The sequence below is a fragment of the Compostibacter hankyongensis genome (assembly GCF_039541075.1).
GTDB lineage: Bacteria > Bacteroidota > Bacteroidia > Chitinophagales > Chitinophagaceae > Compostibacter > Compostibacter hankyongensis.
In genome coordinates this window covers 84898-105670 of sequence record NZ_BAABFN010000006.1, presented here as the reverse complement: position 1 = coordinate 105670, position 20773 = coordinate 84898, and the positions used below count along the sequence as shown (strand labels likewise).

At 46.2% G+C, this 20773-nt stretch carries 15 protein-coding genes and 1 pseudogene; all 16 read left to right on the top strand.

Annotated features, from left to right (window positions below):
* Positions 1 to 20 precede the first annotated feature (20 nt).
* The 16 genes and pseudogenes from ABD851_RS12875 to ABD851_RS12805 all read left to right on the top strand — a co-directional run bounded on the left by ABD851_RS12875 (position 21) and on the right by ABD851_RS12805 (position 20770).
* Positions 21 to 554, top strand: coding sequence for a helix-turn-helix domain-containing protein (locus tag ABD851_RS12875; RefSeq protein ID WP_344979901.1), 534 nt, complete (start codon positions 21 to 23; stop codon positions 552 to 554).
* A gap of 528 nt (positions 555 to 1082) precedes the next feature.
* Positions 1083 to 1579: pseudogene (locus ABD851_RS18035) on the top strand (DUF1016 N-terminal domain-containing protein).
* Positions 1580 to 1599: 20 nt separating this feature from the next.
* Positions 1600 to 1842 (top strand): AAA family ATPase, encoded by a 243-nt coding sequence (locus tag ABD851_RS12870; RefSeq protein ID WP_344979899.1) that lies wholly within the window; start codon positions 1600 to 1602, stop codon positions 1840 to 1842.
* On the top strand, positions 1803 to 2945 hold the full coding sequence (locus tag ABD851_RS12865) for an ATP-binding protein (protein ID WP_344980126.1): 1143 nt from the start codon (positions 1803 to 1805) through the stop codon (positions 2943 to 2945). Before ABD851_RS12870 ends, ABD851_RS12865 begins: the two co-directional genes overlap by 40 nt.
* Positions 2946 to 2997: 52 nt before the next feature.
* Positions 2998 to 3228, top strand: a complete 231-nt coding sequence (locus ABD851_RS12860; RefSeq protein ID WP_344979898.1) for a hypothetical protein — start codon at positions 2998 to 3000, stop codon at positions 3226 to 3228.
* Between the two features lie 17 nt (positions 3229 to 3245).
* Positions 3246 to 3425, top strand: coding sequence for a hypothetical protein (locus ABD851_RS12855; RefSeq protein WP_344979896.1), 180 nt, complete (start codon positions 3246 to 3248; stop codon positions 3423 to 3425).
* 76 nt (positions 3426 to 3501) lie between these two features.
* Entirely contained in the window at positions 3502 to 3882 is a 381-nt protein-coding gene (locus tag ABD851_RS12850; protein ID WP_344979894.1) for a hypothetical protein, read from the top strand.
* Positions 3883 to 4138: 256 nt separating this feature from the next.
* Entirely contained in the window at positions 4139 to 5074 is a 936-nt protein-coding gene (locus ABD851_RS12845) for an NADP-dependent oxidoreductase (RefSeq protein WP_344979892.1), read from the top strand.
* A 46-nt stretch (positions 5075 to 5120) separates the two neighbouring features.
* The gene (locus ABD851_RS12840) at positions 5121 to 5720 is read left to right on the top strand and encodes a peroxiredoxin (RefSeq protein ID WP_344979890.1); all 600 of its coding nucleotides are present in this window, start codon (positions 5121 to 5123) and stop codon (positions 5718 to 5720) included.
* A gap of 577 nt (positions 5721 to 6297) precedes the next feature.
* Entirely contained in the window at positions 6298 to 7314 is a 1017-nt protein-coding gene (locus ABD851_RS12835; RefSeq protein ID WP_344979888.1) for a hypothetical protein, read from the top strand.
* Between the two features lie 43 nt (positions 7315 to 7357).
* Complete coding sequence (locus ABD851_RS12830; RefSeq protein WP_344979886.1) at positions 7358 to 8323, top strand: hypothetical protein; 966 nt, start codon at positions 7358 to 7360, stop codon at positions 8321 to 8323.
* Between the two features lie 19 nt (positions 8324 to 8342).
* Entirely contained in the window at positions 8343 to 9491 is a 1149-nt protein-coding gene (locus tag ABD851_RS12825; RefSeq protein ID WP_344979884.1) for a hypothetical protein, read from the top strand.
* Positions 9481 to 10638, top strand: a complete 1158-nt coding sequence (locus ABD851_RS12820; protein ID WP_344979882.1) for a hypothetical protein — start codon at positions 9481 to 9483, stop codon at positions 10636 to 10638. Before ABD851_RS12825 ends, ABD851_RS12820 begins: the two co-directional genes overlap by 11 nt.
* A 20-nt stretch (positions 10639 to 10658) precedes the next feature.
* Entirely contained in the window at positions 10659 to 12350 is a 1692-nt protein-coding gene (locus ABD851_RS12815) for a hypothetical protein (RefSeq protein ID WP_344979880.1), read from the top strand.
* Positions 12351 to 12373: 23 nt separating this feature from the next.
* Positions 12374 to 15694, top strand: a complete 3321-nt coding sequence (locus ABD851_RS12810) for an RHS repeat domain-containing protein (protein ID WP_344979878.1) — start codon at positions 12374 to 12376, stop codon at positions 15692 to 15694.
* Positions 15695 to 15718: 24 nt separating this feature from the next.
* Positions 15719 to 20770 (top strand): DUF6443 domain-containing protein, encoded by a 5052-nt coding sequence (locus ABD851_RS12805; RefSeq protein WP_344979876.1) that lies wholly within the window; start codon positions 15719 to 15721, stop codon positions 20768 to 20770.
* Positions 20771 to 20773 lie beyond the last annotated feature (3 nt).

The following is a 20773-nucleotide window of genomic DNA, read 5'->3' as shown; positions in this document are numbered from 1 at the left end:
TTTTCCTGAAAGTCAGTTTTATGGTTTGGGAGAAGCGCTACAATGATGAAATCCAGCTATTAGGAGAACGTGTCTGCAAGACCAGGAAATCTCTTGGCTTACGGCAGGAAGACCTGACGATGGCTTGCGGTATCTCCCGCACGGAGATAAGCCGGATCGAACACGGAAAGAACAACGTGGAACTGCATACCCTTACCCGGCTGGGCATGGTCTTCAAAGCCGAACTGCATACCTTTTTTGCCGCAGAAGCCGCCGCGATCGCTCCCGTGAAGCAGAAACGGAGCCTGGCCGGGCGGCTGACCTTTGAAAAGAAAGCGCTGGGCAAACGTTTATACCAGCTAAGAAAACACAGAAAGCTGAGCCAGCTGGACCTGAATGTCCTCAGTGATATAGATTCCGGAGAGATAAGCCGCTATGAAAACGGACAGATAAACATCGTCTTTTCTACCCTTGTTAAGTTTGCAACCGCCCTGGAGGTGTCGCTGGCCACTCTTTTTGATTACGAGGGTCCCTTGCCGGAGAATACGCATTATAAAGGGATGAAACCGGATTGAATACGTTGCTCCTAAAATTAAATAAAAATAAATTTGCAAACAATAAAAATTTATTTTTATTTAATTTTTCTATTAAATTATCCTTTAAACCTTTATTTGCCATATGCGACCTTTGCTACTCCCTATCAAGGCCGGTACGGTCATGTCCTGCTTCTATTTTATCTCTCATGCCGGTCCGGAATTCTCCGGGAGGAAGGCCGGGTGTGCTACGTGCCGGCCCATGTCAGCACCGCCGCTACTTACTATTACGATTACTTCCTCAAAGACCTTCTGGCAATATCTGGGTAGTACTGACAGACCGACTTCTCTCAGTACACGGCCATGGAACCCCAGAACACAGCCCAGGACGACGCCCTGTTCTATAACATCTAACCTCCTCTCTAAAAACTAAAGCATTGTAAATTAGAAAAATCGGGTGCGGTCTCAGCTTTGTTGAAAAACTTTAAATTAGCAGACCAACATACTGTACAAAATGGCTAAATCTCCAAAAACAATACGGAACAAAAGCTATTCGTTGATATTGCTTCGTTGATAGAAGAAAGTAGAAAATATGTAGCTCAGACCGTAAATGCAACGCTTGGTTTTTTGTACTGGAAAATCGGGAAAAGAATTAATTCGGATATACTTCAAAACAAAAGAGCCGAATACGGAAAACAAATTGTCGCATCGCTGGCGCGACAATTGACTGAACGGTATGGACGGGGCTGGGACGAAAAAAATATCCGCAGAATGATGCAGTTTTCTCCGATGAACAAATTGTCGTATCGGCAATACGACAATTAAGCTGGACCCATTTTATTGCATTAATTCCTTTGAAAGACCCGCTTCAACGGGAGTTTTATACAGAAATGTGCAAGGTAGAAAAATGGAGCGTGAAAGCCCTCCGCGAAAAAATCGATGGTATGTTGTATGAACGTGCGGACATCAGCATAATTTATTTAAATTCAAATAATTGTAAAAGTTGCCCCCCAAATGAGGTGTTTTTTACTGAATATTGCTGTCAAAATGGGTATAAAAGCTCGTAATTTTACCCCCAAACAATACGATGCTTGATAGGAATATTTTAAATGAGCTGAAGCAGTGGAAAAGCAGCAATCAGCGTAAGCCGCTAATCCTGCGGGGAGCCAGGCAGGTGGGTAAAACGACCGTTGTAGAAATGTTGGGCCAGACTTATGTTCAGTTCATCAGCCTGAATCTGGAACTCCAGGAAGACGCAGCCCCTTTCAAAGCCTTTAAGAATATCCGCCAATTGGTGGAACAACTCTTCTTTTTGCGCGACCGGATATAAGCAAAATCGGCGAGACACTGCTGTTCATTGATGAAATTCAGGAGGTACCCCAGGCGATCAATATACTCCGCTACTTTCATGAACAGGTGCCTGAACTTCATGTGATCGCTGCCGGTTCCTTGCTGGAAGCCGCGCTTACTGGTAACGTAAAAATTCCGGTGGGAAGAGTTGAATATAAGATCGTCCGCCCGCTTTCCTTTGACGAGTTTTTGCAGGCTAACGCAGACAGAGCTGCTTTGGAGCAATTCCGGAAAACACCAATGGACGAATATGCGCATGAAAAACTGCTCAGCCTCTTTCATACCTACACCCTGATAGGAGGTATGCCAGCCATTGTAGATAATTACCTGGCACACAGAAACCTCACCGCCTTACGGAGCATTTACGAATCACTGATCGTTTCTTATATTAACGACGTGGAAAAATACGGGCGCACTTCTAATTTAGTTCAGGTTATCAGGCACGTTATACAGTCGTCTTACCGGGAAGCCGGAAGCAGGATCAAGTTTAATCATTTTGGTAATTCCAACTATGCATCGAAAGAAGTAGGCGAAGCAATGCGCACCCTTGAGAAAGTCATGCTTCTTCACCTCGTTTACCCCACCACCAATACAGCCATACCTATAATCCCTGATCAAAAAAAATCACCAAGGTTACAGGTGTTGGATACAGGCATGATGAATCACTTCGCCGGATTACAAAAAGAGATTATCGGTACTGATAACCTGGATAAATTATACCAGGGAAAAATCGCTGAACATATCGTAGGACAAGAATTACTGGCAGCCCAATCACATGTTTTAAACAGCCTTTTTTTCTGGGTGCGCCAAAAGATAGATGCTACAGCCGAAGTTGATTTTGTCATTCAATATGATGGTCAAATCATTCCCATAGAAGTAAAATCCGGTGCAAGTGGCACACTGCGCTCACTCCACCTTTTTATAGATGCCGCACCTCATAATCTGGCTGTAAGGTTATATAATGGCAAAATAAAGCGTGATAAGTTAATTACGCTCAACGGCAAGGAGTATGTCTTGCTGAACCTGCCTTATTACCTGGCCTCACGCACTGAAGAATATCTGCATTGGGCACAAACGGTTTAACGGAAATTATCGAAAGAATATTATCAAAAGTAATGTTATTGATCAGATAGTTATGAGTAAACTTGAAAGGTCGCTTTTGATAACGATTTGGTCTATATCTCATGGAGCTCTTAATGACGATATGTCTAAGGGGTTAGGAGGCATGGCATCAGTAGGTTTTGACTTTTTTGGTGGAGAACTTTTTAGATTAGGAGGAATTGCCGCAAAGGGGGTGAGCGTGATAGGACCAAGGGCAACTTACAGAGGATTTGCTAAAAAGATCGGTGCTAATTCCTTGATATAACCGATGAAGCATGGACGATGCGTAAAAATGTAAATTTTTTGCAAGGAGTTGTCGAGAGAGGAGATGATGTGATATTCTCAGCAAAATATAATCCAGCAAAGCTTGATCCAAATTCAGTTCTTGCCCAAGAAATTAGGTATTTACAAAGGCATGGCTACTCATGGGATAAAGATTTTACAAAACTAATCAGAAAATAGAATTGACGTGGAACAAAATTTCAATAAATACATCTGTGATTTTTTTAAAAGACTCGTTGAAGTATATCGCTTTCAGATGGGAAAAGAATTGAATGAAGGACAATCTTATATGGTTGAATATAGCTCAGATAATTTTGTAATTAAAATTGAAAAATACTTTCGAGAGTTTTATACATCAATCTATAAGATAAATAAGCCAGATGATGAGATAAATCTTTTTAATCTGTTGGAATATCTGAAGTGGGATGATGCAAAGGCTGATAAGTCAGCGTATTTTCGTAACGAAAAAGACCTTGAAGAATGTTACAAGAAACAGTTGAAGCACATATCGAGCATTATTTATGAAAATTACAATTTGATCAATGATTTCTTTAGTAGTGATGAGTATGAATTAAAGATGGCTGAATTTGAATGGTATTGGAAGAATAAGCATCCGGAATTCTATAAAAAGGCTTAATGTAGTATTGTCATTAAGGGAAGAGCGTCACAATCTGTGTCTGCGGTAGACGCTTTGTTGCCAATACAGCCAACAATCAGCAAAAAGCCAACGCGATGGGTGAGGAAGAGATTTTAACTACCTTTGTAGTACGACGAATGTGTGAACCCAGCTGAATACATAGCATGTACTATAGATGCTCCCTCCAAAGGGTATCTATTTACCCATGCTGATCTTGCCCGATAGATCGGTCGGAAAAGTGGTCATAAATGCAGTTATGAAAGCGTTTTTATTATACGAGGCCGGAGGGCCCGATAAGCTGGTTCCCGGCGAAGCACCGAAACCTACTTTGAAAAAGGGGGAAGTACTGGTTAAAGTAAAAGCCATCGGCATAAACCCGGCCGATACCATTTATCGGAACTCTTCTGCATTTATTACCGCTTTATTTGGCGAAGAAAGACCCGTAATATTGGGTTGGGATATATCGGGGGAAATTGTAGAAAAAACGGAAGACTCCGGGGAATTTGCAGTAGGCGATGCGGTTTTTGCACTTTTACCCGCTGCGCGTGGATATGCTGAGTTCGTTGCGGTGAATGCAGGACTGTTGGCCCGCAAACCGGAAAATATCAGCTTTGAAGAAGCTGCTGCTACACCGATGGCCTGCTTGACAGCGTGGCAGCCGCTGATTCGCGGGATGAAGATCAAAAAAGGAGACAAAGTGCTTATTCACGCAGCATCAGGTGGTGTGGGTCACTTTGCCGTACAAATAGCGAAGTATTTAGGTGCAGAAGTAATGGCAACATCTTCCGCAAAAAACCGTGACTTTGTGATATCGCTCGGCGCCGATAAACATATTGATTATAGAAATGAGGATTTTTGGGAAGTAATTAAAGATATTGATTTTGTTTTGGATACAGTGGGCGGAGAAACCCTGGAACATTCCATTGATGTGGTAAATCCCGGCGGTACTATTATCTCAATTTTGGGTCTCACGAACGAACGTTTGAAGTCTAAAGCAAAAGAAAAAGGCGTGAATCTGTCTTTATGGGGAATGCAAGGCAATGGAGAGGACTTGAGAGCAGTTGCAGATTTAATGTCGAAAGGTATAATTAAGGTTCATATTGCAAAAGAATATCCATTTAGCGCCATGGCCGAGGCCCATACTCAGGTAGAGACCCGTCGGACTGCCGGGAAAATTGTACTTACCGTGTAGGACGTAAGGCGGAGGTTTGTAATCGTCATCTTAAAAAATCACTACCATGTTTAAGAAATATATATTCCCGGTGCTGACGGCGCTGGCGTTGTCTCCCCTGCTGATCAAAGACGGCTTCGCCCAATCCCCCGCCACAAAGAAATTCTTTGCCCCTGCGTTTACGGCCAGGGCCAGCCTGGCGGGTCATGAATTTGACTTTTCTTTGAAAGACGCGCTCGCCAAAGGGCCTGTGGTGCTCTATTTCTATCCGGCAGCGTATACCGGAGGTTGTGATATAGAAGCTCACACCTTTGCCGAACTAAAAGATAAATTTACGGCAGCCGGCGCTACGATCATCGGTGTATCTGCGGATGATATCCAGCGGCTGAATTCATTTTCTTCGGACCCCGATTACTGTGCCGGAAAATTTCCGGTAGCGGCCGATCCCGGGGGAAAGATTGCGGCGGCCTATGGCTTAAAATTGATGCCCCCCAAAAGTGGAGCCAAAGATGTGCGGGGCCAGGTCATCGACCATGGTTTTATTCCCAGAACCACCTATGTGATCAATAAACAAGGTACTATTGTGGCTACCTTTTCCTCGGACACCGATCAGCTGAAGCCGGATGAACATGTTACAAAAGCGTTGGCAATCGTCCAGAAAATGTAAACCAGGAGTGCCTTCTCTACCACGATTTTATCAACATTATGCTTATCCCTGGATATCTGAATAAGCCACTCTCTCGATATTTCTTTTTGATTGATCATTATCTATATATTGGCAGGAAATATTTATTGCTGCCGTAAATTAGTTATTGAATCTATAGATTTACCAAAACTCTTTTTTTTCTTCGCCTGTCTGCATACCGAAGCGCCTTGCTAAGGTTTATGGTGTACTTTTTAAAATAAATTTGGAGATAATAAAAATTTCTCTTATAATTGTTTTACGAAATTACCCTTTAACCTATTTATCATCATATGCAACCTATTCTACTCCCTATCAAGGCCGGTACGGCCATGCCCTGCTTCGATTTTATCTCTCACGCCGGTCCGGAGTTCTCCGGGTAACTGACGCATTGATATTTTCATAAGACCCTTTCTTTTCAGGTATCCTTGCCTGACAAGGGTCATTGCTGCAGCAATCCATACATCAAGGCGAAATAAACCGGATGATATAAGCCGGAAATAATTCTGTCATCCCTTGTCAAAGCTATGGGGTGATGTCACCCGTTCAATTGTTTGTCGTCATGCGTCAGATCATAAGCGCTGTGCTGGCATGTCTCCTTGCCCTTCCGGCAATGGGGCAGACCCTGTTTGCCCCCTCCGGCACATTGGGTTCTTCCACTACCGCCAATGTCGGTATCGGTGCCAGCAACCCTTCCGCCAGGCTGCAGATCAAAGGCAGCGATACCTATGATGCCGTCTTGCGGCTGACCAACTCCGGAACCACCGGTGGAGACTGGTCGCTGATCAGCACGAATGCACACTGGACCGCAGGCGGCAATAAGCTGTTGATATCCTACAAAGCGCCGGGGACCACGACCACGAAGTTTTCCATAGACAGCCTGGGTAGTGTGGGCATAGGAACGGCCTATCCGGAGACCAGATTATTTGTGGAGGGCGGAGCGGTAACGCTGCACAATCCCACGGATTCTCCTTTCGGGTACAATATCGACATGGACATTGCAGGCGGCTGGGCCCGGGAATATAGCTTTAGCTATGGGGGTACGGGGAAACTTTTTTCCTTTGGAGTTTTTGCCACAAGCGGCACGTTGTATTATGGTTATATCGGCGGCAATACAACTACCGGAACCGTTCATCCCCATCCCTGGATGGCCTTTCTTCCCTCGGGAAATGTCCTGATCGGCAAGACGGCGCAGACCAACGCTGCTTACAAGCTGGACGTAAACGGCAACGTCCGGGCCAATAAAGTAGTAGTCAATACTACGGGGGCGGATTTCGTATTTGATCCGGGTTATGCATTGCCTTCCCTGGATTCGCTGAACGGGTATATACAAACCTACCGGCACCTACCCGATGTATCCCCCGCAGAAACGATGCAACGCGAAGGTCTCGATGTCGGCGATAACCAGATAAAGCTTCTTCAGAAGGTCGAAGAGCTCACCTTGTATGTAATTGATCTTTATAAGCAGCAGCAATTGCAAAACAAAGAAATAGCCGCCTTGAAGAAAGAGAATCTTGCGCTAAAGCAACAGCTTCAAATTAAATGTCTTAACCGAAAGCAAACCTTTCCCAACAGGTAAGTCTATGGAACACTTGTATTCAATAAGATCTTTTCGGCTCTTAATGCTCTTTGCCCTGGTGCTCGGGACATCCGTTGCGAGCGGCCAGACCACCAATACCTTCCCCGCTACAGGCAATGCAGGTATAGGCACACTTACGCCGTCGCAACCGCTGGAGATAAGAAAAGATATGGACAGCAGCATTGTGCCTACGTTGTTGTTACACAATAATCAGTATAACTATTCGCAGGGGGCCGGGTCGGCGATCTGGTTCCAGGGCGCGCTGGCCGACCGGTATATTTCCATGGAAAGTATGATGCGGGGCGATGCTATGCCGGACCGGCTGATCTTCAAGTTCAACAATGACGGGACAATCATTTCTCCGTTTACAATCCGCTATAATGGAAATGTGGGTATAGGTACTACCGTGCCCAACGCGAAATTAGAGGTGGAAGGCGGCAGCATTCGCTTAACCAACCCGGGGAGCTATCCTTACGGCTATAATCTTGATGTCGATTATCCCGGTAGCTGGAAGAGAGAGTACAGCTTCAGCTATAATCATACCGGAAAGCTCTTTGTTTTTGGCGTCTACGGTACTGCGGGAACGTTAAATTATGGCTATATCGGAGGCAATACTACAGCTACCACGGCGTCTCCCTGGATGGCGTTTCTTCCTTCAGGAAATGTCCTGATCGGCAAGACCTACCAGACCAATACTTCCTATAAGCTGGATGTGAATGGCAACGTCAGGGCTAATAAGGTGGTAGTCAATACCACAGGGGCGGATTTTGTTTTCGATCCTGCTTACCGGTTGCCCACCCTGGACTCCCTGAACGGATATATAGCAACTCACCGGCACCTGCCTGATGTCCCATCCGCAGAAACCATGCAACGCGAAGGGCTCGATGTCGGCGATAACCAGGTAACGCTACTTCAGAAGATCGAGGAGCTGACCCTGTACCTTATTGACCAGCAAAAAGAGATTATGGCGCTGAAAAAAGAGATCGCAGCATTAAAGAAAAAACAATAACAGCATAAATTTTCCGGACATGAAGAAAAGCTTTTACTTCTTGATCTTTTACCTGTTCTTGCATATACCGCTCTCCGCCCAGACGAACAGCGGCACGATCACCCAATCCGGCTGGTACCGGATCGCCATTAACGGGCCGTTGGTCTCCGGCAGCACCGGTGGGAGCCGGGCCGCCGCGCGGTTTATATTGAAAGATGTAACTGCAGGGCTGCATCAAACGGTTGAGTTCCTGGGTTATGTGCATTTCGGAGGAAGACCCGCCATTGCCGTGCTGAACAACAGCTATTTTAGCAGCGCGACTCCCACATTTAAAAAGATCAGGATCATAGAAGGAAGCACCTACAGCGGATCGGCTGTCGAAGTATATATAATAAAGAATTCCTCCCGGGATAGCGATGTCTCCTACTATTTGGAGAACAATATCCAGGATGCCGGATGGACAGCGGTAGATTGGCAATTGATCACCACCGCCTCCAGCGACAATGGCGGTGTCCCTTCAGGATTCAATGCCCGGGTAATCGATCTGAATGAGCTGGTTCAGGGATATGTAACCGACAGCGGGCAACATAAGTCCTTTTTTAACGGAGACTTTTATACCTCCGGCAGTATAGGCATCGGCGTCGCCTCTCCCCAGGCCCCGCTGGATGTCCGCAAACCCCGTCAGGTGATCCAGTTCGCGACCGGAGACAATACATCCGCATATACACTTAAGGTAGGCCTTCAAGATGACGGGGTCAACATGGAGAACTCCTCCAGCATCCGCGGCTTCAATTTCAAGAACCACAATGGTACCCTGATGACCATTACCAGCGCCGGCAACGTGGGGATCGGCACCATTACCCCTAATGCTAAGCTGGCCGTGAACGGCGCGGTAAGCGCCAAGAAGATCACGGTGACCCAGAACGGGTGGCCGGATTACGTCTTTGGTCCGGAATATTCCCTGCCTTCCCTGGATTCCTTAGACGCTTATGTCCGGGAAAGACGTCACCTGCCCGATCTTCCTTCTGCCGATGAAATTTCTCAAAAAGGCAATGATCTCGGTCAGACCGATGTTCTTTTGTTAAAGAAAATCGAAGAATTGACATTGTATGTCATCCAGCAGAACAGGCGGATTGACTCCCTTGAAAAAAAGCTATCTGAACAAAATACGGCCGGAAATGAAAAATAAGATTTCTACAAAATACTTCTGCATACTGCCCTTGTTGCTGTTTGTTTCCGTCGCTTCGCCGGCCCAGACCACCTATGATGAAACGACCAGCATCGTAGATATACCTCATGGCATACTATATCAGAGTGGCCCCGGAGCTGCTAACCAAAAGAACTGGAAATATTTTTACGGTACTAAGCTGACTGTTAATGGTAATGGCACTACTCGAAATTTTGAAATATGTATCACCAAATATCCTTATGGTGAGATGGTTCTTCGTCAGTGGGATCCTTATACGGATCAGTGGACGCCCTGGCGTCGATTCGTACTGCAGGATACTTTAGGTGCTGCCTATGTTTCGGGTAGCTTTTCAGTGGGATCAACATCCAAGTTGGGCACCTTTGATGTTGTTTATGATAAAACAGCTGGCGATCGTCATTTTTATACTAGATCAGGTGTTCGATTACGGCGCACCGGAGATAATGGTAACTGGGCCTCTTCGTATGGATTTGTCACCAATAACAACAAGGACTATGGCGGATGGGGAGCCTATGGAGGAAACGATACGGTTTACTTCTATTATCTGGGCAAAACATTCCAGGATAATATTATGGCCTGGTTCCCCAATGGAAATGTAGGCATCGGCACCAGTCATCCCCAATCGAAACTGTCAGTTAATGGTACGGTAACGGCCAAGAAGGTTACCGTTACCCAAAGCGGTTGGGCCGATTATGTGTTTGACCCCGGATATTCTCCGATCTCCCTGGATTCTCTAAATATCTACATCCGGAACAATCATCACCTGCCTGAAATTCCCGCTTCGGCTGAAATAGCAAAACAAGGTCTTGACCTGGGCGATAACCAGACAAAATTGCTGCAGAAGATCGAGGAGCTGACCTTGTATGCGATAGACCAGGATAAGCAAATTTCTGCTCAAGAGATAAAGTTGAGCAAACAAGAAAGGCAGCTTAAGGAACAGCAGAATCTGCTTCGAGGTCAGACCGCTCAATTGAAAATATTGCGCGACCAGAATGCGGCCCAGCAGCAGAAGTTAACCACCCAGAAATCCCGGCTTGCGACCCAGCAACAGCTGATCGACCAGCTTTCGGCGGTGGTCAAAGCGCAGGAAACCCGCTTAAAAACCCTGGAAGAAAAACTGACCCGATGACGCATTTTTAATGTAATACCGTGAAAACACTTTTTACCATCCTCTTGCTGACGGCCACGCTGACGCTGCGGGCCCAGGTCGCGGATACCCCTCAGCCGTCCGGCGCGGTCCCGGCGGACAACCCCGGTCTGAACGCCGGACCACCCGCCGGAGGCCTTTCATCCAATACCCCACCTTCTACTGATATTCAGCAGAGCGATCCGTCCGCTTCTGCCGGCCTGCAGCGATCCGGCGGCCCTTTACCTTTTACCTTTAACCCTTCGCCTGCTCTGCAGCAACTGCCTACCCGCGCCCTGACCCAGATCAATGCCAAGACCGCCAAACTCCAACGCCGGCTGAACCGGGCCTCTGAAAAAGCGCTGCGTCGCTTCTCCCGCACGCAGGCGAAGCTCTATGATAAGCTCTCCCGGGTCGACTCCCTGGCCGCAAACAATCTCTTTACGAAGGAGGCCGACAAGCTCAGCCAGCTGCCCGGCTCCCTGGAAGGTAAGCTGGCCGCCCGGACCGGCAAAGCCGGGGCCCTGGCCTCGAAGATCAACCAATTCACCGGCGGCCAGCTCAAAAACACCGCCCACAGCTACTTCCCTTACCTGGATACCCTCAAAAATGCCCTGGGCTTCCTCCGGGGGAAAGGAAAAGGCTATCTCAGCCAGGCCAAAGACGTCCAAAGCCAGCTGCAGGGCTCCCTGGACCGGGTACAAACCGCCCGGCAGCAGCTGGACCAGGCCGCCCGGCTCCAAACCTACCTGCAACAGCGGCAGCAGCAGCTCCTGGACCAGCTGGGTAACCTCAGCAGCCTCGGCAACTCCTCCCGGTACGGCTTTCTCCAAAAAGACCTGCTCCGGCTGAACAAAGAAGCCTATTACTATGCCGCCCGGCTCAAAAACTACAAGGAGCTGTTCTCCGACAAGCAAAAGGCCGAAGCCGAAGCCCTGGCCCTGGTGCAAAAGATCCCCGCGTTCCGGGACTTCATGAAAAAGCACTCCGCCCTGGCCGGACTGTTCAACCTGCCGGGCACGGGACTCACCCCCACCGGCGCCACCCCGGATCTGACCGGGTTGCAGACCCGGGAGATGGTGGCCCGGGAGCTGCAGCAGCGCCTGGCTACAGCAGATGCCGGGGGACGCCGGCAGATCTCCCAACAAATGCAGCAGGCCCGGGAAAAGCTCCGGGACCTGAAAAACAAGTTCCCCGGCGGCGGCAGTACAGCCGAGATGCCCAACTTCCAGCCCAAAGAGCTGAAATCAAAGACCTTCTTCCAGCGGCTGGCCTTCGGCGGCAACCTCCAGTTTGCCAAATCCACCAGCGGGTACCCGACGACCAGCGACCTCGCCGGACAGGTAGCCTACAAGTTCTCCAAGAACGGCAGCGCCGGTGTCGGGGCCTCCTTCAAGCTGGGCTGGGGCAGCAGCATCCAGAAGATACACTTCACCGCCCAGGGCGCCGGCCTCCGGTCCTTCCTGGACTACAAGCTGAAGGGCACCTTCTACGTCAACGGCGGAGCCGAGCTGAACTATCTGAAAACCCAACCCGACGTCCCGGCCCTGAAAAGCCTGAACGGGTGGACGGGCAGCGCCCTGATCGGGCTGGAGAAGAAGTACCGGGTCTCGAGCAAACTAAAAGGCACCCTGATGCTGCTGTACGACTTCCTGCACAACCAGCACACCCCGGTCACCCCGCCGGTACTGTTCAGGATGGGGTATGAGTTTTAAAAAAAGTAGACAAATCATCAAATATGAAAAGATTATACAAAAAGGCCCTGCTTCTGTTGTTTTGGTTGCCGGTAATGTTAAAAAGCGCCGATGGACAAAGTGTAAACAGTATTGCGCCACCGTCGCCCAATAACAGCTTTCTGGGTGGCGGAGGCGCAAGCGCCTCTCCCGTAAGCGTAGATCTTTATACGGGTACTGCTCTTGTCAATATCCCCGTTTCCAGCTTGAGCTCAAGAGCATTGACGATTCCCATTGGAATAAGTTATAAAGACGGGAGGGGAATAAAGGTACAGGATTATGCCACCTGTGTAGGACTGGGCTGGCAGTTAAATGCCGGCGGAGGAATATCCCGGGTTGTCCGTGGGCTTCCCGATGAACAATACCAGGGTTACTTAGGGCAATTACAATGGGGGCAGGAAATCACTGATGCAATTACAAATGGCACACCCATACCCAGTGAAGTCAAGGGAGGAGCCGGCTCTCCTCCAACCGCCGATGGGGAACCCGACATATATTACCTGAAAACACCTTTTTTTTCCGTACAATTCACTTTTGATGGAAATGGAGATCCTGTCTTTTCAAACAGTACAGGTTTGAAAATACTTTCTACGAATTTTTACCATAGCTACGCCCCTGATTATAATAACAGCTCATTTGAAGTAATAGATGACAAAGGAAATCATTATTACTTCGGCACTACTTCCCAGTCTAGGGAAAATACGACAACCAAGCTGCTTGGTACAGATTACACCTTTCCAACAACGTGGTATTTGGACAGAATCGTCACATCCAACTCATCAGATACCATTCTATTCAATTATACTACGCTAAATAAGCCGGACACGCTTTATCACTACCGATCGGCAATTACCTATCTATACAGTACCAATCCGGACGATACTAATCCAGACTATACTACATGGCTGTATATAATTGATGATCCGAAGATAATTACCAATATCATTTCAAAATCGGGAGAGGCAGATTTTAACTATATAATGGACCGTAAGGATGATCCCCATGCCGCCCGGTTATCCGCTATAAACCTGAAGGCGTATGATCCGCTGACAGGATCAAATAGCCACTTACTTTCCACCTTTAACTTCTACTATGGTTATTTTGGAGGGTCAACGACAGACCTTAACTTCTTAAGGCTTCGGTTAGATAGCGTGTCTATCCTGCCCACCACTTCCCCTGCTTTACCCTTGACAATTGCATCGTTCAAATATAATACCAACAAAAATCTGCCTTCCAGGACGGCATTAAAAACGACAGACTACTGGGGATATAACTCCTATACAGGGCTTTCCAACCCCCTTAACACCCCCATCCCCCCTGTTCAAGACTATGCAATGGCTAATATCCTGACCGAAGTAAAGGACCTGGCTGGAGGTAATTACGATATTTATTATGAACTTAATTCTTATTATGATAGCACCTCAAATAGTAACATACAGGTAGGTGGATTAAGGGTAAATAAAATATCGCATATTCTTCCTTCCAGCCAATCCTTGTCTACTTATTACACCTATACAGATGAGAATGGAAATTCAAGTGGTGAAATCCTGAGCAAGGCTTATTTGATTTATATTCTCGATTTTTCTTGCGGCATTCATCAGGCACTTTCTGAATCTCAGACGGATTATTATGATCTGAATGGAAACTTTATCGGATACTCCAACGTAAAAGAAACAAATCCGAATGGAGGATATACGATATATAATTTTTCAAATTTTTCCACCCCAGGCTGTAACGATATCTTTACCTATTATCCCGATGGAAGTTATCCCATACCGGATATCAGCTCATCCGTCAGCAATGCTTTCAAAAGAGGACTGTTATTAAATACGGCGGCTTATGACGTATTCGGGAAAAAGGTTTCTGAGGATATCAATACCTATACTTCCCTAACGAGCCCCGTTTCGAAAAGGGCCTGGGCTTATAAGTGGAATTATCGGGCCGGAAGCGTAGATGGCTATACCTGCTGGTTTTCCGCCTCTTCCGCCTATTGGACCAATGTGGAAAATTACCGCCTGGCACAGACGGTACATAAAGACTACGACCAAAACACGCCCACCGCTAATATCCAAACCACCGTCAACTATACCTATGCTCCGGATAAAAGAAAGATCCGAAGTGTTACCACCACCAACTCTAAAGGGAATAACCATACCCAGACTTTCTATTACACCGACGATACCAACATCCCTATGATCACCTCAGGTGAACAGGCAACACTCAATACGATGCTGGAGTCGAATATCACTGGAATACCCGTGCATAGTATTGAAAATAAAAATGGAAAAGTTCATCAAGTTCACTATTCCTATGCATCGCAACCCTATGAATCCAGTACGAGGACATTATTGGCACATACCAAGTATTACACCGGAAATACGTTGGAAAAAGAAGAATCATATAGTTACGATCCGGCCACTTCTCAGCCTATTTCATCGGAACAACAAGGGGGAGCAAAAACTTCCATTTTATATGGTTACAAAACTTCCATGCCGGTTGCAGAGATCAGAAATGCTTCTTATAAAGTCGATTATACCAGTGAAACCATCGATAAGGATACGACCTTTTATTTAGCTGCGGGGAGCGAGGATACTAAAACCGTTAATTTTGAAACATTTACCGCGGGCAATGTTGAAGTAAGTTTTGACCAGCTTGCTCCTTATTTGAGTGTCCCCGGAGGAGCCAAGGTTAACTGTACACTCTTTTTGGACGGTTATTCGACAGGTTTCTGTATTAGTACGGACCCCACTTATAATTGTACCAGTAACTTTCGTTATATTCACGAGCTGCCTGCGGGGAATCATACAGTAAGCGTCCATCCCTTAATAAACACCGCGACCTCTGAAGTGCCCATAGATATAATTTATCCCTCCTTCCAGACTACTCGAACGGACAGCACGGAAGTGTTTTATGAAGGGTTTGAAGAAGGAAACACTCAGGTTACCGCAGGTAATGCACACACTGGAAAAGCCTATTGGGACGGCGCAGTTCATTCCGCATACCAAGTCGGATTTTCTCCACCCAATAATAGAAAGTATATCATACAATGGTGGTCTTTTAGCGGTGGAAAATGGTCCATGAATGAGCAGGCATATACCGGTCCAAGAACTATTTCCGGTGTTATTGACGACGTCCGTATCTTCCCTTCAGACGCACAAATGACGACATATACATATACTCCACTAATGGGAAAAACAAGTGAAATTGACGCAGCGGGACATACGACAATCTATGAATATGACGGGCTGGGCCGATTGAAGCTTACACGAGACGGTGACCGTAATATCCTTTCTAAAAATCTCTATCACTACGCCGGACAACCCTAACTATCATATTAGATATATAAAACTATGAGAAAGTACACATTATATCTTGGCCTCCTACTTGCATGGCTTCCCAGGCTTTGTCTGGGGCAAGGAACCAATATGAGCGACCCCATTATCGTAGGCACATACGGCAATGGCACCTATACCTATAATGATACAAGGAATAGCAGCAGTTATGGCGATGACTACGGGCAGCCCAGTCCTGATGTCTGGTACCGGTTTTCGGTAGCCGGTAATGCCCAGATCAGTATTTCGACCTGTAATTCAAGTTTTGATGATATTATCTACCTATATGGCGTTGACGGGCATCTGATTACCTATAATGACGATAATGGTCCGCTTTGTTCCGGCCTTCAGGCCTCTATATCGACCACCCTTCAGGCTGGCACTTATTATCTCATGGTTGAGGGGTATAATTTAAATACCGGCGACATTCAATTAACGATTAACCTAACAGTCCAAGGTGAGCCCTCTACGGGTGACGATTCCCATAATTTTTCCCGTACCTGGACCCCCAATAAACCCATTACAGATGAAGCAGTAATTAGCGCCAGCACGGATATCCCTGGAGAGGTTTCTCAGGTAACCAATTACCTCGATGCCTTCGGAAGATCTGAACAAAGCGTAGCTAAGAAAATGAGCCCATTGGGAAAGGATGTAGTAAGTATGCACGTATATGACAGCCGGGGCCTAGAAGAAAAATCCTATTTGCCCTTTGTTTCCAATACGGCGCAAACCGGAGATGTGGTAAACGATGGCAATTATAAAAAAGATGCTCTGCAGCAACAGACTGCCTTTAATCAGACAATATATCCCGATGAAAGCTCCTATTATTATGCGCAATCCAACATTGAAAACTCACCGCTTAACCGAACATTGAATACTTATGCACCCGGCACAAGTTGGGTAGGCGGTTCGCGGGGAGTTGAAATGAAATACCTTGTAAATACCGCAGCTGATAATATCCGTATCTGGAATATTGCTCAGGCCGCAGGCAGTATTCCAACCAGCACAGCCATATATCCCGTCGGTAAGCTTTATAAAAATATTTCCACTGACGAAAAAGGCATACAATCTATTACCTATACCAATACAGATGGACAAGCCATATTAAAGAAAACCCAGTTGACTGCTTCCGCCGATAACGGAACAGGCAGTTCGCATAGTGGCTGGTTGTGCACTTATTATGTTTATGATGACAATAATAATCTGCGGTTTATTATTCCGCCTAAAGTAGTACAATTAATCGATGGCTCCTGGGTCATATCGCAGGCTGTGGCTAATGAGCTCTGCTTCCGGTATGAATACGACGATAAAAGCAGAATGACTATCAAAAAATCACCCGGAGCGGCAGAGGTGCAAATGGTTTACGACCAGCGAGACCGGCTGGTCTTTAGCCAGAATGGTAATCAGCGTAGCCATCACCAATGGATAGTGACCTATTATGACGTATTGGATAGACCGGTAGAAACCGGATTATATACCAATTCCAGTGCTACCCGGCTATCCTTGCAGAACAATATGGACACCATTTCGACGTCGTTTTCCCAGATAGCCGCACCTGCTGATCTTACCGTAAATTCCCGTAGTAGCAACACCCCAATTAACTATATTGCCCGCAACAGTATTACTTTTAATCCAGGATTTCAAAGTGGCAGTGGGGATCATTTTAATGCCTTTGTCGATCCGAATGCCATGGTTGATGATGTTAACGGAAGCATTACCCATAACCCACTTCCGCCCATTGATCCTGCAGAAGTTGAACCGATTACCTACACCTATTATGACGACTATACTTGGACCGGTCATCAAAGTTTTCAGAGCAGCTACTTGTCTAAAACTACCGATGGAGGAAATCCTTACGTAGAAAGCCCGTCTACTTATAGCAAAAAAACGCGTGGCTTAGTTACCGGATCCAAAACAAAGATATTAAACAGCGCTCCAGAGAAATGGATTACCAGCACGTCCTATTACGATGATAATGGGCGGTTACTACAGAGTATTTCAACCAATATTACGGGAGGCGCTGACATCGTCACGAATAAATATGATTTTTCAGGTAAACTGTTGAGCAGCTATATCGTCAATCATAACAGTCAAAGTACGGTGACCCCGGAAACGAGGGTGCTTACCGAAAACAAATATGATGAGGGTGGCAGATTGCTCAATATCACAAAGACGATCAACGATAACAGCACTACAAGGCAGGTCATTGCCGATTATGCTTATGACGAATTAGGTCAGCTAAAGACAAAGACGCTGGGCGATGATCTGGAAACGCTCACCTATGATTATAACATCCGCGGCTGGCTTACCGGCGTCAACAAAGCGTTTACCCAGGCAGGAAATACCGACCATTATTTCGGCATGGAGCTTGGATACGATAAATCTGTCACCGAGAATGGCACAACAACCTTTACCCCTGTCTATAATGGTAATATCAGCGGGGAAATATGGAAAAGTAAGTCCGATAATGTACTGCGGAAATACAGCTTCACTTATGATAAAGCCAACCGGTTGACTGCTGCAAGCTTCCTGCAGAGCAGTAGCGGAACCTGGAATAACAGTACAGTTAATTTTTCGGTCAATAACCTCACCTATGATGCCAATGGCAACATTACCCATATGAATCAATATGGGTTAAAAGGTACTTCTTCTTTCCTGATTGACCAGTTAACCTATACTTATCAGACCAATAGTAACAAGCTTACTAAGGTAGCCGATGCGGTCAGCGATCCGAACACTTCCCTGGGGGATTTCCATGACGGCACCAATAGTGGAAATGATTATGTCTATGATTCTACCGGTAATTTGATAAAAGACTTAAATAAAAATATTCCCACTATTACTTATAATTACCTTGATTTACCGGAACAAATTACGGTTACGGACAAAGGGAGCATACAATTTGTATATGATGCGTCGGGTAATAAGCTTAGGAAAATTGTAACGGATAATACCACGACTCCTTCTACTGTTACGACTACAGATTATATAGATGGGTTTGTCTATCAATCGTCATCTACAAGTGGAAGTATTTCGGATACCTTGCAGTTTTTTCCCACTAAAGAAGGAAGAGCACGTTATGTACCGGCACATGGGAGCGTAGCCGCAGCCTATACATACGATTATTTTGTTCCGGATCATTTGGGTAATATCCGGATGGTGCTTACTGAACAGACTGACTTCTCCCAGTACATGGCTACCATGGAGCCGCAGCAGGCACAGACAGAAAACGCATTATTTTACAATATTGACAATACAAGAGAGGCCAAACCTTTGGATTATCCTGAAGACAATACCACTACGCCCAATACGGCGGTGGCCAAGCTCAACGGAAAAGATCCAAACAGGCGGATAGGACCTTCGATTATCCTAAAGGTAATGGCTGGAGATACCATACAGGCGGCCGTACGGGCTTTCTACCGCCAGAAAGCCACTCCGGATCACCAGTCGGGAGTTCCCGCTGAGCAAATGCTGGCTGGCCTATTGCAGGCGTTGACCGCCCCGGGCATACAGGCAGCGGCAGCCCACAGCGATGCCATAGCTACCAATTCCCGCGAAACCCTTCGCGGCCTCACAGCGAATGATCTTCAAAAATTAAAAAATAAAGCTCCGCAAAAGAAAATACAGGAAGAGCCCCGGGCGTATTTAAATTATGTCTTTTTCGATGATCAGCTTAACTTCGTAGAAGAAGGAAGCGGGATAAAACAGCTGAGTGCAGAACCAGGCAAGCTGGAGACCCTGAGCAGCGGAAAAGTGGTTGCTAAAAAGTCTGGCTATGTGTATGTATATACCAGCAACGAAAGCCCGCAGGATGTGCTCTTTGACAACTTTGGGGTAATGGATATTACAGGTCCCGTACTGGAGGAAACCCATTACTATCCCAACGGATTGGCTATGGCGGGAATCAGCACTACAGCTCCGCTGAAATTGGCCAACAAAATTCGATACCAGGGTAAAGAACTGCAAAGCAGGGAATTTGCTGACGGTACTGGATTGGAAGAATATGACTTTGGAGCAAGGTTCTACGATCCGCAGCTTGGAAGATGGTGGGCACAGGACCCTGCCGAGCAGTTTTCGAGCCCATATCTTGCTATGGGGAATAACTGGATGAATGGAACAGATCCTGATGGACAAGTCTTTGGCATAGATGATGCTGTTGCAGCCCTTATTGGAGGCTTATTTAATACTATTACGAACATTGGGAATATCAATAGTATCGGAAGCTTTTTGGGATATTTTGGAACGGGGTTAGCAGCTGGAGTAGCTACATATTATGGTGGGCCATTAGCGGGAGGGGCTGTACTTGGATTAGGGAATAACTTAACTCAACAAGTATCTCAAAATGGATGGAATAATATAAGCTGGGGACAAGCTGCTATAAGTACAGTTGTATCTACAGCGACTTCATATGCAGGAAGTGCGCTGGGGAATGCCGTGACGCCTTATGCCTCTAAGGCTTTTTCGGGTATAGCTAGCCCAGTCTTGCGAAAGGCTGCTATAAACGCAGCAAGTGGTTCTGTGGTGGGCTTTTCGCTTGGTACCGGCGTTTCCTTGATACAAGGGAATAGCATAGGGGCTTCTCTAAAAAATGGCGAACAGGGAGCGTTAGCTGGATTAAGTATAGGAGCAATAACAGGTGCTGTAGATGGATTGAAAACAAGTAAAGAGCTGGGGCTGAACCCTTGGACCGGGAAATCGAAGAGCTATGATTTACCTGAGCTAAAATCACTCAGTGCCCAATTCCCATCTCCCCTCAGTCCATATGAGAAAGGGCAGGTTGGATTACGAATGAATGGCATCGAACAAAATAATGTAAGAATAGAATCTCCGTCAGGAACAGTTTCATATAGGATACCTGATGAATTTGATCCAGGTAATCAAATAATAGGAGAAGTAAAACATTATTCTATTGGTAGAACAGTTAGATTTACAAGACAAATATCAGACTTTATGAGATATGCATATAAGAACGGATTTACTTTTAAGCTATATGTCCCTACTGGAGTTAATTTGGCTCCAGCAATTCAATATTTTAGAGCGAAAGGATACATACAAGTTGTTAATTACTAAACT